We start from the raw sequence: 13,314 nt of genomic DNA, 5'->3' as shown, positions 1-13,314 counted from the left end.
TTTTATATTCAGTAATTAGATATTACTTTTTATGTTCTTCATCTTCTTTAGTATAGTCAGCTTCATCTTTTACAGTATCGTAGATGAGAGGAGCTGCTACGAATATAGAAGAATAAGTACCAATGAAAACCCCAATAATCATTGCGAACATAAAGCCACGCAAGGTCTCACCACCAAAAATGAATATAGTAACAAGTACCGCTAAAGTAGTGAATGAGGTGTTCAAAGTACGGCTAAGGGTAGCATTGAGAGCGTGATTGATTTTCTCTCTTGACCAATGAGGCTCACGCATTACTTCTCTAATACGGTCGTAGATAATCACAGTATCATTCAATGAATAACCTACTACAGTAAGAATAGCTGCGATAAAGGCTTGGTCGATTTCCATATTGAATGGCATAATGCTATAAGTAAGAGAGTAGATGCCGAGTACCATTAGCACGTCGTGTGCTGAAGATACAATCGCTCCCATAGAGAATTGCCATTTGCGGAATCGCAATAAGATGTATAGACCAATTACAATAAGTGAACCAATAACAGACCAGAATGCGCTGCTCTTGATATCCTCTGCAATAGTAGGACCCACTTTCATAGATTGCATAATACCTATTTTATCAGTAGAGGTAGCTTTAGCAAAGCTATCAAATGAAGTGCCTTCAGGTAAGAATTTTTGTAATCCTTTGTATAAAAGTTCTTGTACTTCATTGTCTATCTCTGTGCTTTCTTCTTGTACTTTATATTTTGTAGAGATTTTCACTTGGTTAGGAGCTCCAAATGTTTTCACTTCTACATTTCCTAAAGTATTTTTAAGGGCATCTGCTATTTGGCTAGGACTTACTTCGTGTTCAAAACGGATTTGGTAAGTTCTACCCCCCACGAAGTCGATACCTTGGTCAAGCCCACGAGTAAAGAGAGAAATGATACCTACTATTGATATGATAATAGAGAAAGCATATCCTATTTTACGTTTAGGGATAAATTTGAAATCTACATTACTAAACCAATTTTTAGTAATAGGGGTACTGAAAGTAAGATTGTGTTTTTTCTCAACACTATAGTCAATAAACAAACGAGTGATGAAAATAGCAGAGAATAAAGTAGTTGCAATACCTATGAGCAAAGTAGTAGCAAAACCTTGAATAGGGCCACTACCAAAGAATAACAAGATAAGAGCGGTAAGCGCTGTAGTGATATTAGAGTCTAAGATAGATGACAAGGCGTGTTTGAAACCATCAACTACTGCTTGATTGATGTTCTTACCTTTGCGCAGCTCTTCTTTGGAGCGCTCAAATATCAGTACGTTTGCATCCACAGCCATACCTATGGTAAGGACGATACCCGCAATACCAGGGAGGGTAAGTACCGCTTCAATACTAGCTAAAGTACCAAAGATAAGTAAGATGTTGAGGATAAGCGCAAGGTCAGCATAAATACCAGCACGGCCATAGTAGAATATCATCCACGCAAAGATAAATATAGTAGCGATAAGGAAAGAGTTCATACCGCTATCAATAGCTTCTTGTCCTAAAGAAGGTCCTACGATTTCAGATTGTACGATATCGGCACTTGCAGGCAATTTACCAGCACGGAGGACGTTAGCAAGGTCGACAGCTTCATTCAAAGTAAAATGTCCAGTAATTTCAGAACGACCTCCTGAAATAGCACCTGTAGTTACTCCTGGGGCTGAATAGACGATGTTATCAAGAACGATAGCAATATTAGTATTTTGAGTAAAAGCTTTACCAGTAAGATTTTCCCAAATGCGTGCTCCTTTGCCATCCATTTGCATAGATACAGCAGGTTGGTTGCGTACATCATAAGTTTGTTCAGCCTGAGTTACCACATTTCCTGTAAGAGGAGGAGTGTTATCGCGGTTACCTCTAAGGGCATAAAGTTCGATAAGAGAGGTTTTTTTATCAGGTTTACCCCAAGCAAAACGTACGTATTGTAATGAAGCAGGGATCAATCGTTTTGCTTCAGATGAGTTGAGATAGCTGTTTACTTGGGCAGTATCTTTCAAACTTACTGCAAAAAGAACAGGAGATTCGTAGTTAGGAGCAGATTTGAACAAATCAAACAATGGATTTGCGCCATTTGTTTTTTGAGCTGGAACAGAATCCTTTTTTACATCAGTAAGTAGAGAATCAATAGCACTACTGCCAGATTGAGTAGCTGTAGCGAGAGTATCTTTTACTTTGTCTGTAGTTTTAGCAGTAGATTTAAGTTGCTCGTTGAGGGCTTGTAAATAAGGGAAAACATCAGTGTTTTTATAAGTTTCCCAAAACTCAAGCTGAGCGGTACTTTGCAAGAGAGCTTGTACACGAGTAATATCTTTAGCACCTGGAAGCTCTACAAGAATACGTCCTGAGTTACCAAGGCGTTGAATATTAGGTTGAGAAACGCCAAATTTATCAATACGTTTACGCAATACCTCAAAAGCAGATACGATAGACTCGTCCACACGTTTTCTAATGATAGGGCGTACTTCACTATCACTCATTTGGAAGTTGATTTGGTCGCTGAGGGTTTTATTAGCGAACACATCGGGGGAGGCTAATTTACCTCCGTTCTTAGCATAAGCCTCGAAGAACAAATCCAAGTAGGTTTTGTCGGTTTTGCGGAGCATTTCATCGGCTTCGGCTAATGATTTGTTAAAAATAGGGTCTTTAGAATTGTCTGCAAGACCTTTTAAGATGTCTTTTACAGAAATCTGTAGGATCACATTGATACCGCCTTTTAGGTCAAGACCGCGGTTTAATTCTTTTGCTTTCACTTCGCTGAAAGTAAATTTTGTGAATCCAAGGTTGTAGACCTCTTGTCCCATTTTGTCGTCCAAATACTTAGCTTCTATACCTTCACGTTTAGCGATATAGTCAGTTTCAGTATTAGGTACTTTAGCCTCGGCAAACGCTTTGGCTTCATCTTCTACTCTACCTGCCACGTAGGTGAATGATAGCTGATAAATACATATCAACCCAAACAATATGGCAAATAGCTTTACAAGTCCTTTGTTTTGCATTTTTTAATTGATAATTTACTTGTTTTACTTCTTCAAACCGCAAAAATACATATTTTGTGGGGATTACAAAAATATTCTTAAAAAAAAGATAATATTTTTTCTTGTGAGAAAAGCGTGTGTAAGTTTTAATTATTAAAAATCAATTGATTAAAATCTTTTTATTAAGAAAAGAGAATCTATTAAGTAGAAAGTATTTTTGTTATTTTAAAAAAAGAATGTATTTTTGCTTTATAAAAAGTAGCTATGAAAGAACGTAACTCTCTTATTGATGTGCTCAAAGGTTTTGCTATCATTTTAGTAGTGATGGGGCATGCTTCACAATGGTTTTCAGACGATGACCGTTCTAATCCTTTCTATGTAACCATTTATGCCTTTCATATGCCACTATTTATGTTCCTATCGGGCTATGTGAATTTTAACACTCGTGGTGAGCTGAATCTAGGCAAACGCTTTCAGGTATTGGTGATTCCTTTCTTTGTTTGGTTCTTGATTTCAGCTATCTATCATAGTTATATTCTCGATATAGAAAAAGTGTGGGAACATCTTTGCGTACTCATTTATAAACCCACACAAGGAATGTGGTTCTTGTGGTTGCTATTTTGGGAGTGTGCCTTGCTTTATCTGGCTTTGAAAATTAATAAACATCGTGAAATATGGGTGATGATAGGTCTCTGGAGCATTCTTATCTTCTTGCATCGAGTTACAGGAGCACAACCTATCTTCTATGGGTTGCCAGAATTGTGTTGGTACTTTATCTACTTTTCATTAGGTTATGCTACTCATAAATATAAGTCTCAAGCCTTAAAAATAATACGGGCTATAGGTTGGGTAGGATTTGTTGCTTTTCCTTTTTTATTGCAATCCTCTGTTGATAAAAGCGATTATATACTTTTCTCTCTTCGTCTGTACGCTTTGGCACTTACAGGTATCGCTGCTTCTTATGTTCTATGGGAAGGGGTATGTCATTCAGAAAATAAAATAACACAATGCTTGAAGTATTTAGGAAGTATTTCATTAGAAATATATGTTACTCATTATTATATGCGTTTCTTGGTAGACTATATCAAAGAATATATAGGCGATAACTTCTATTTGAACGTATTGATTTTTACGTTTTTAGCAGTCATCGCCTGTGATATTATACAACGCCTCATACAACAAGTGAAATGGCTGAGGAGGATACTTTATGGTAGATTTTAGTCGTTAGTTTTCTCATTTTCAGCTTTGCGTGCAATTTCTATATAGGTTTTGAATTCTTTACCATATTTAGAGTTAGCAACCTCTTTATTGAGTTTTCCATAGATAGAATCTAAATATTTCACTCGGGTATTAGGAGCATCAGCCAATACCACATAAGGGGTAACATAGGAATTAGGGTGTGAGAGGGCGTAATTCAATACAAAAAGGTGGCGACGGAAGTTGTTTTTCTCCGAAGCTGCATTTAGTGAATCGGCTAAGGAGGTGTTTCCTGCTTTGAAGGCTTTTACTTGCTGTTCAAGTAGTTGTGCATTACGCATTCCAAATTGTCGCATAGTGTGGAGATATTCATTGTATTCCTTCTGTGATTGTGACCCACTGATATTAGCTCGTACCTCAAACATATCGTAAGCACTATTGATATTAATAGTGGTAGGTTCTCCAAAAAACATCAAGCGGTCACCAAGGTCAGTGCCAGCTTGTTTATTCAAATCGAGGTAAATATAAAATACTTCAGGACTTTCTAAGTGTCGTTTGAAAGTAAACTTGCCATCACCATTGGCTATTACAGAGTCAATATTGGTGAGTTTATCGTTTACATATTGCTGTAAATAGATAGTTCCCATTTTTAAACCTTCAATATTTCCTTCTACAATCATCGTGTTTTTGTTGTCTTTCTCACAAGCTACTATCATTAATAGTGCTGAGACAGCCATTAATATTCTTTTCATTATTGTTTAGTTTTTAGTTATTAAAAAGAGAGACAATTTTGCCAAAGTTTATATGATTGTCATCATTGTCATTGCTTTATTTTGTGTTTCTTCGTATTCTTTTTCAGGGACAGAGTCTTTGGTAATACCACCTCCTACATACAGATAAACTTCGTTATTAGTGATTTGCATACAGCGCAAATTTACAAAGAGAGTTTGGCCATTATTAGAAACCCACCCACAATAACCAGTATAATACTGTCTATCATAAAGTTCGTTTTCTATGATAAATTTGTATGCCTTATTAGTAGGATAGCCACAGACTGCAGGGGTAGGGTGGAGGCGTTGAACTACTTCAAGAATTTTTTCTTTTTTTATTTTTCCTTTAATTTCAGTACATAAGTGCATCACTTTTCCTGCTTGCAAGGTTTTAGGAGTAGAAACTTTAAGTTCATTAACATATCCTTGTAGCTGTTGAACAATAGTATCAGTAACTATTTGTTGTTCTTCACATTCTTTTGATTGCCAATGTACCTCACCCTCTTTAAAAGGTTGTGTTCCTGCTAAAGCCATTGTATTAAAACTATTTTCATAATTATGTAGCAATAATTCGGGAGTAGCAGCTAACCAAGTTCCTACCTTAGGGTGATAAAACAAATAGCAAAATGCCGAAGGGTATTGTGTTATCATATTGGCAAAGCACTTAAACGGATTTACGCTTTTTTTGATAGTTATCTTGCGTGAAAGAACCACTTTTTCAAGAAGACCATTGTGTATCTCATCAATAGCTTTGTTTACTAAATTTATATGCTTTTGTTTTTCTTCCAAAGTCTCTTTAAATACAAACTTCTTACAAGGAATGGTATTTTCTTTTTTTGGCAGTAGCCCATATAGCACCTCTCCTTTTAATAGGATGCGTTTTTCAGAAGAAAAAGGAGTAAATAGAAAACCTACTTTTTGCGATTCGGCATCATAATTATAAACTTCTTTATCGTTTTGTCTAAGCAAAAGTATATAGTTGGTATTAGGTTCTTTTGTTATTACCAAAGGCAACTGCTGTGTATAATGTATTTGGGCAGTATCTAACAGTTCTTCAAATGAAAAATCTCTCATTGCATTATAGCTTATATGGTTTGGGTATCGTAAAAAGCTTTAAAAGCACCATTTTGTGCCAATAACTCATCTTTGGTACCTTGTTCTACTAATTTTCCTTTGTCGAGCATCAGTATTTTATCGGCGTATTTAGTGATAGACACACGATGACTCACTATAATTACGGTTTTGCCTTTTAAGGTATCACGCAAATTAGTTAAAATTTTCTCTTCGGTATCGGTATCTACGGCTGATAAACAATCGTCTAACAAATAAATTTCAGCTTCTTTGAGTAAAGCTCTTGCGATGGCTACACGCTGGCGTTGCCCACCACTGAGTGATACGCCACGTTCTCCAAGTACTGAGTCGTATTGGTTTGTAAACTCTATAATATTATTATGCACTACCGCTTTTTGGCAGGCTTCTATTATCTGTTCTTCAGTAGCGCTACTATTTCCAAAACGCAAGTTGTTGCGAATAGTGTCCGAAAACAAAAAGTTCTCTTGAGGTACTACCGAAATAGCCTTGCGCAAGCTATGTAGATTTAATTCTCTTATAGGTTTACCTCCTATCAGTATTTCACCCTGATTTGCATCGTACATACGTGCAATGAGGTCTAACAGAGTAGTCTTACCACTACCGGTTTTGCCTATAACTGCTACAGTTTGTCCTGCTTCTATATGGAAAGATACATCATTGAGAGCTTTTATTCCCGTATCTTCATAACGGAAAGATACTTTATCAAATGTAATATCTCCTTTAATAGGCGTAAGTTCTCCTACCTGATTGCGTATCTGAGGCACTTCGGAAAGAAACTCGTTGATGCGCTTTTGTGAGGCTTCCGCTTGTTGCACAATAGAACTTACCCAGCCTACCGTAGCTACAGGCCAAGTGAGCATCATCACGTAAATACTGAACTCTACAATTACTCCAATAGATTGTATTTCACCAGTGTAATAGAGCTTTCCCCCAATAAAGATTACAAAGATAAGACTCAATCCTATCATCAGTATCATTGTAGGGATAAAGAAAGCCTGTATCTTAGAGAGCTTAATATTTTTCTGACGACCATCTTCGGCAAGTACTGCTAATTGCGCATCGGTAGCCGCCTCATTATTATACGATTTTATCACCCCAATACCCGAGAAAGTTTCTTGCGAGAAAGTAGAAAGGTCGGATAGGTAGGCTTGTACCTTCATCGTTTCGATATTAATCTTTTTGCTCATTTTGTAGATAAGCAAAGAGAGAATAGGCAATGGGATAAGGGTGTAGATAGTAAGTTTGGGAGAGATGATAAACATTAGCGGAATTACGCAAGCAAAAAGTGTAATAGTTTGCACACTATACATAATAGCAGGGCCTGCGTACATACGCACTTTCGATACGTCCTCGCTGATACGGTTCATCAGGTCACCTACTCGGTTGCGTTTATAGAAGCTAAGTGATAGCTGTTCGTATTTCTTAAATATCTCGTTTTTCATATCGTATTCGATGTAACGAGATACATTGATGATAAGCTGACGCATAAAGAACATTAGCACCGCTGATATGATAGTTGTACCGATGATAATAAGCGCGTATTCAATAAGTAAGGAAGTCATTTGAGAGGCATCTTTGTTAGTAGATTTAGCAAAGTCCTCAATGGCTGCGATAGAATTTTTTACATATCGCGGCATAAAGAGTGAAAACACTCGCGACACTATGGTAATAAGTATCCCAAGTAGTAAGTGGTATTTATATTTATAAAAATATTTACGTATATGTCTCAGATGTGCCATTGGCTTAATTTCTCAATCAGAGTGCAAAAGTAAGAATAATTTGTCAATTAGCCAATTTGTTGATTAGCAAATTAGCAAACTAAAAATTAATCAATCAAATAACTAACTCTTATAGCACGAAAATTACTAATAGAATGAAAACTAGTTTCTATGCGTTTGATATGTTCTTTAGTCCGATGCAAAGAAACCTCAGAGGGATTAATTTTTATCAAGACATCTTTCATATATTCGTTTCTAATACGTGAAATTAAAGGGAACTCTGGTCCTAAAATTTCTATTCCCTTTTGAGAAGCAAACGCTTCTCTAAGGGCATTAGCAAACCATTCAGCACCTTCGTTTGTGCGGTTGAAGTTGCTGTTTTTCAGTGTTATTTTTATCATTTGTACAAAAGGAGGATACGAAAAAGATTGCCGTTCCTCTATTTGGCTTTGGTACATCCCTTTGAAGTCGTTTTGCAATACTTGTTGAATTACAGGGTGTTGTGGGGTGTAGGTTTGTATCATTACCTTTCCTTGTTGGGCATTTCTTCCTGTACGTCCTGAGACTTGCAATAATAGCTGAAAACTACGTTCATAAGCTCGATAGTCGGGGGAATGAATAAGAGCATCAGCATTCATCACCCCTACTAAACCAATATTTTCAAAATCTAATCCTTTAGAAATCATTTGAGTACCTACCAATATTTGGGTTTCTTGCTGTTCAAATTTGGCTAATATTTTTTCATATCCGTATTTGCCATTGGTAGTATCTTGATCCATTCGGTCGATGGCTACTTGAGGGAAAAGTATTTCTAATTCTTTACTAATCTGTTCAGTGCCAAAACCTTTTGTTTTTAAATCTACACTTCCACAAGCAATGCAAGTTTTGGGCATTGGTATCGCATAGCCACAATAATGACATCGCAACTGATTGCTACTATGGTGGAAAGTGAGGCTCACATCGCAATGTGGGCATTGAGGGACTGTGCCGCAATGCATACATTGTACAATAGGCGCGTAACCTCTTCTGTTTTGGAACAAAAGCACTTGTTTTCCTTGTGATAAAGTATTGGTCATTTCTTCAATAAGGATATCAGAAAAATGGCCATTCATACGTTTGCGATGTTGCTTGTCCTTGATGTCGATAAGTTCGATGATAGGGGGGAGGAAATTAGCGTAACGTTTTGATAGATAGACAAATCCATATTTACCTATCTTTACATTGTGCATACTTTCTATTGAGGGAGTAGCTGTACCTAATAAAGTTTTAGCTTTGAAGAGGTTAGCTAGCATAATGGCACTATCACGTGCTTGCAAGCGAGGAGCAGGGTCGAACTGGCGATAAGAACTATCGTGTTCCTCATCAATTACCACTAATCCTAAATTTTTGAAAGGCAGATATACAGAAGAACGTACCCCTACTACTAATTGTGCTTTCGAACAATTGTTCAGCACATTGTTCCAAACCTCTACGCGCTCGTTAGTATTGTATTTAGAATGATATACTGATAGATTTTTACCAAAGTGTTTTTTCAATCGATTGATAATATGGATTGTCAAGGCGATTTCGGGGAGCAAGTAAAGCACTTGTTTACCTGCTTTTAGGTATTGATCAATGAGTTCAATATAAATTTCGGTTTTACCAGAAGCAGTAACCCCTTGTAAAAGTACTGTGTTTTTAGTTTGAAACTGTTGCTGTACTTGGTAAAGAGCTTCGTTTTGTATATTGTTAAGTGTTTTTTTTGCCAAAACATCGCTATCAGCAAAGCTCACTCGATCTTTTTGCAAGTAATATATTTCTAAAATACCTTTTTCTACCACTGATTTGAGTACCGCATTTGAAACTTTAGCTTCTTCTAATAATTTTTCAACTTTTAAAGGTAAAACCTCTCTGTTGATATAATTGAAGTAAGCCATTATCAGTTTTTTTTGCTTTTCACCTTTCAGCAATTCTAAAGCTTTTTGCAAACCTTCTTGAGATTGGTAGTCTTCTGCTAAACGTATGAATTTCAAGAGCTTTGGCACATATTTTTCAAAAATTCTTTCTGAAATACGAGCAGCACCTTTTTCTACCAAACTCTTTATGACCTTTAAAGTCTTCTTTTTAGGAATGATTTTGCTCACTTCACTTCCTTTTAATGCTGTTTTGTAGTGTAGTGCTTCATACACCTGAAATTCATCATCGCTAAATAAATTGGAATTGAGGTCTTTTTCAGCAATTTCGATAATAGTTTCACTTTCTAGCAAAAAAGCTGATGGTAAAGCCGATTTTATCACTTCACCTAAAGTACACATATAATAATCGGCAATCCACTGCCAATGAGTAATTTGCTCAGGGGTAACGATGGGAGTTTCGTCTAGAATATATTCAATATCTTTAGTTTCATAAGTAGGTTCATTGGTATGCACTTTATGAACTAAAGCTGTATATACTTTTGATTTACCAAACGAAACAGCTACACGCATTCCCATTTGCAAGAAATGCGCTTCATCCTCGTTGATACGATAAGTGTACAATTTAGGAAGTGGAAGTGGTAATATGACTTCTACAAAGTACATTAGTCGTGTTTTTTAAGTTTTAAAAGAGAAGCATTTAGTTCAAATCCTAATAAGAGAATATTGGCATTAATCCAAATATACAACAAGAAAATAAGCAGTGCTCCAATAGACCCATACAACTGGTTATATTGTGAGAAGTTTTCGATATAAATACCAAATAAATAAGTGGTTAAACCAAAAAGTAACACCGTAAGGAGAGAGCCTGCTGAAAAGAATTTACTTTCTTTGCCTTCTACTGTACCAAAATAAAATAACACACCTGTACCAAAGTAGGTAATCAGGGCAACAAATCCGATTTTTGATATTTTGAGAAGCGTTTCGTAATCGGTGATAAAATTGATTTTATCAAGGTAAGGCACTAAATATATTTCGTAGTAAATGAAGGTAACTACCGAAAACAACACTAATAATGACAAGATGATAGCAACCATTAGAGCATAAAGATATTGTTTGACATAGGTGCGTGTGATTTGTCGGTGGTACGAAAATTCAAATCCACCAAAGATAGCCATAATACCATTGGTCATTAAGAAAATGGATAGGAAAAATACAGAAGATAACAATCCTCCTCGTTTTTTTTCGGCAATATCAAAAAAGATATCAGAAAAGAAATCGTGAGTACCAGGGGGTAACATATCATCAATAAAGCCCCAAAAATCTACTTGAAAATCATCAATGGGAATATATGGAATAAGGTTTAAGATAAACAATAAAAAGGGAAATATAGCTAAAAAGAAGCTATATGAAATGGCACTCGCACGATATGTGAGAGTACCTTTCATAATCCCTACAATATATAACTCAAGCAAATCATATAAAGAAAAAGCATTCTTAGCTAAACGTATTTTTTTTAGAAATCCGACGAAATGCTTGATGATAGGGAGATTTTGTATTCTTTCTTTCAATGTCATCAGTAGTTTAGTTTTGAGAGGAGGAATCTATGTTTTTAGTAGATTTTCGTTCTTTGAATCGCTCTTTAATTACTCCTATCAACCAATAAGGGAGTACCGAACACAAAAAGCACAATAGCCAAAAACCTATTAGGAAAATGACTACAAAAAGTAGAAAACCTATATATTGATTAAAGTTAAAACTCATATTTTTATTTTCGTCGTCTGCTGAAAAAAGCACCTATATTCTCTGCTAAGCGTTTGAATACAGATTTGGGTTTTCTTATCTCATCCATTTCACGTGCAGATGCTTCTCTTTCAGTTAGAAATTCATCGGTGAGAAGAACTCTTTCAGCACGTTTAAATATAGCAGTTGCTAATTTGTAGAATTTGCTATGTTGAGCATCTACTTTATAAGTACTAAATTCATAACCATTACCATCTTGTGTAAATAGGTTGATAGCAGTACCTTCTTTGTTTGGCTCATAATGATAGAAAACAAATTGGTAATCGCATAATTTATCGTCCCAATATTCTTTAGTAATCGTCATTCGTGAAGGTGTATTACCTTCGGATTTTCGGAACTGAAAACCATATCGCCCTATATAGAGCACAGCATCAACATCAGTATAATCACTGTAATATTTTTGTACTTCGGGGAGTGAAAGCAGCTGGTTATAACGTTCTACTGTTACATTATCTCTAAAGAGTCTTACATAATGCACTACTTCACTATACCTACGCTGGAAGTATTGCCAGCACTCTTGTACGAAATAATATTCACGAGGGTTTTTATGATCTTCTAAGTATACAAAAGGTGATGCTTCATTAGGTTGCCAAGATATATGCAACTTTTCACCATCAGTAAATAAATAGAAAACTCGTTCGTTGCAATAGAAATAAACGCCTCCTATAGCAGGGTTTATTTTAGAAAGTGTAATGCGATAGAAGATTTCTCCTTCCCAATATTCATAATATCTCCCCATTTCATCATCATTGTTTTCAAGTAGGGCAAAATCTTCAGGGTTAATGAAACGTTGTAAGTTTTCTAAATTGATATCGGTACTCTTAAATAAGAAAGTAAAACCATCATTGTTTAAAATCTTTTCTTCGATTTGCTCTTCTTCATAAAGAATTGCACTTCTTTTTTCTAAGGCTTCAAAAAGTTTATTGCGTTTTAACCAAGCCGACCAATTCCACAGTTCTATTTTCTCTTCCTCAACCTCTTTTTTAGTGTAGAGGAAGGTTTTAGGGAGTAATGATTTTAATAAATGATTTTTCTTAAATCTATCAGGGTCATCTTTTTTGAGCCAATAACTTACTGTTACTTCATCGGCAGTTTCAAAACGTTCAAGGGGATAAATATATTCAGTTTCTATAAATACTCGAGTATCTAATGCTTTTTTTACAGTGAGTTTCCCGATAGCTGTGTCCCCCCAAAAGAAGCCTTCTACAAAAAGATTGCCTTGTACATATAGTTCCTGTCCACTAACTGCTATATTTTCAGCTGATAGGTTACCCAAAACGATAAGCCCACAAGCTCCTTCATTACGCTGATTGAAGAGATTACTCACTACAACATTGCCTTGTACGAGGATAAAAGCAGGGACATCTAGTTCTTGATAATGATAATCAGGGAAGAGTGTGCTGATATCATCTAAATTTACAGTACTTTTAGGATGCCAATCACCTTGAACAATTACTACATACCTATTTTCATAAAAAGCATGGGCATAGGAATAGAACTGACTATAGCCAGCATAATCGCTATCAGTCGGAATGAGGTGTTTAATTTCCTTGACGGTTTTTATTTGGTATTGCATTAGTTTTTATCATTGAATTTACTTATTGAGTAGGTTTTTATCGAAAATATGCGACAAAGGTACAAAAAAAAAATAATTTACCAACAAGTAGATAATACTATAATACTACTTTTTTATTTTAACTTAGATAATTGTAAGATTTGATGGTAGATCCTTATTGGTAGGGAAAATAGAGTATAAATATAGATTAAAGAAATAATTTCTAATTAACGCGAGTTCGACGTAAGAAAAGTTATTTTTTATTTGCAAAAAAGGGATAGTTTTAGTA

9 protein-coding genes are annotated in these 13,314 nt (G+C 35.6%); 1 reads left to right on the top strand and 8 read right to left on the bottom strand.

What is annotated here, in order from left to right:
- Positions 1-22 precede the first annotated feature (22 nt).
- On the bottom strand, positions 23-3,019 hold the full coding sequence (gene secDF, locus Q0162_RS09280; RefSeq protein ID WP_297891047.1) for a protein translocase subunit SecDF: 2,997 nt from the start codon (positions 3,017-3,019) through the stop codon (positions 23-25).
- Between the two features lie 243 nt (positions 3,020-3,262).
- Here secDF and Q0162_RS09275 point away from each other — a divergent pair, with 243 nt between their 5' ends.
- Positions 3,263-4,219: an acyltransferase family protein gene (locus Q0162_RS09275; RefSeq protein WP_297891046.1), complete on the top strand. Its 957-nt coding sequence runs from the start codon at positions 3,263-3,265 to the stop codon at positions 4,217-4,219.
- Here Q0162_RS09275 and Q0162_RS09270 read toward each other — a convergent pair.
- The 7 genes from Q0162_RS09270 to Q0162_RS09240 all read right to left on the bottom strand — a co-directional run bounded on the left by Q0162_RS09270 (position 4,216) and on the right by Q0162_RS09240 (position 13,046).
- Positions 4,216-4,947: a DUF4369 domain-containing protein gene (locus tag Q0162_RS09270; protein ID WP_297891045.1), complete on the bottom strand. Its 732-nt coding sequence runs from the start codon at positions 4,945-4,947 to the stop codon at positions 4,216-4,218. The two genes, Q0162_RS09275 and Q0162_RS09270, sit on opposite strands and share 4 nt — an antisense overlap.
- A gap of 48 nt (positions 4,948-4,995) precedes the next feature.
- Positions 4,996-6,039 carry an isochorismate synthase gene (locus tag Q0162_RS09265; RefSeq protein WP_297891044.1) on the bottom strand — a complete coding sequence of 348 codons (1,044 nt, stop codon included), beginning with the start codon at positions 6,037-6,039 and terminating at the stop codon, positions 4,996-4,998.
- A gap of 11 nt (positions 6,040-6,050) precedes the next feature.
- Positions 6,051-7,796, bottom strand: coding sequence for an ABC transporter ATP-binding protein (locus Q0162_RS09260; protein ID WP_297891043.1), 1,746 nt, complete (start codon positions 7,794-7,796; stop codon positions 6,051-6,053).
- Positions 7,797-7,882: 86 nt separating this feature from the next.
- Positions 7,883-10,333: a primosomal protein N' gene (priA, locus tag Q0162_RS09255; protein WP_297891042.1), complete on the bottom strand. Its 2,451-nt coding sequence runs from the start codon at positions 10,331-10,333 to the stop codon at positions 7,883-7,885.
- A complete protein-coding gene (locus tag Q0162_RS09250; protein WP_297891041.1) occupies positions 10,333-11,244 on the bottom strand; it encodes a YihY/virulence factor BrkB family protein in 912 nt (303 codons plus the stop codon). Before Q0162_RS09250 ends, priA begins: the two co-directional genes overlap by 1 nt.
- Before the next feature lie 7 nt (positions 11,245-11,251).
- The gene (locus Q0162_RS09245) at positions 11,252-11,431 is read right to left on the bottom strand and encodes a hypothetical protein (protein WP_002678812.1); all 180 of its coding nucleotides are present in this window, start codon (positions 11,429-11,431) and stop codon (positions 11,252-11,254) included.
- A 4-nt stretch (positions 11,432-11,435) separates the two neighbouring features.
- Positions 11,436-13,046: a hypothetical protein gene (locus Q0162_RS09240; protein ID WP_297891040.1), complete on the bottom strand. Its 1,611-nt coding sequence runs from the start codon at positions 13,044-13,046 to the stop codon at positions 11,436-11,438.
- Between the last annotated feature and the right edge of the window lie 268 nt (positions 13,047-13,314).

Origin of the sequence: uncultured Capnocytophaga sp. (genome assembly GCF_937936315.1) — a bacterium.
GTDB lineage: Bacteria > Bacteroidota > Bacteroidia > Flavobacteriales > Flavobacteriaceae > Capnocytophaga.
Note: the sequence above shows the minus strand (reverse complement) of the source record. Positions and strands in the feature narration are given on the sequence as shown.

What these genes read in the sequence shown, in the direction of transcription:
- Q0162_RS09240 (WP_297891040.1), bottom strand. Translation starts at nt 13,046, where the DNA reads ATGCAATACCAAATAAAAACCGTCAAGGAAATTAAACACCTCATTCCG.
- secDF (WP_297891047.1), bottom strand. Translation starts at nt 3,019, where the DNA reads ATGCAAAACAAAGGACTTGTAAAGCTATTTGCCATATTGTTTGGGTTG.
- priA (WP_297891042.1), bottom strand. Translation starts at nt 10,333, where the DNA reads ATGTACTTTGTAGAAGTCATATTACCACTTCCACTTCCTAAATTGTAC.
- Q0162_RS09265 (WP_297891044.1), bottom strand. Translation starts at nt 6,039, where the DNA reads ATGAGAGATTTTTCATTTGAAGAACTGTTAGATACTGCCCAAATACAT.
- Q0162_RS09270 (WP_297891045.1), bottom strand. Translation starts at nt 4,947, where the DNA reads ATGAAAAGAATATTAATGGCTGTCTCAGCACTATTAATGATAGTAGCT.
- Q0162_RS09260 (WP_297891043.1), bottom strand. Translation starts at nt 7,796, where the DNA reads ATGGCACATCTGAGACATATACGTAAATATTTTTATAAATATAAATAC.
- Q0162_RS09275 (WP_297891046.1), top strand. Translation starts at nt 3,263, where the DNA reads ATGAAAGAACGTAACTCTCTTATTGATGTGCTCAAAGGTTTTGCTATC.
- Q0162_RS09245 (WP_002678812.1), bottom strand. Translation starts at nt 11,431, where the DNA reads ATGAGTTTTAACTTTAATCAATATATAGGTTTTCTACTTTTTGTAGTC.
- Q0162_RS09250 (WP_297891041.1), bottom strand. Translation starts at nt 11,244, where the DNA reads ATGACATTGAAAGAAAGAATACAAAATCTCCCTATCATCAAGCATTTC.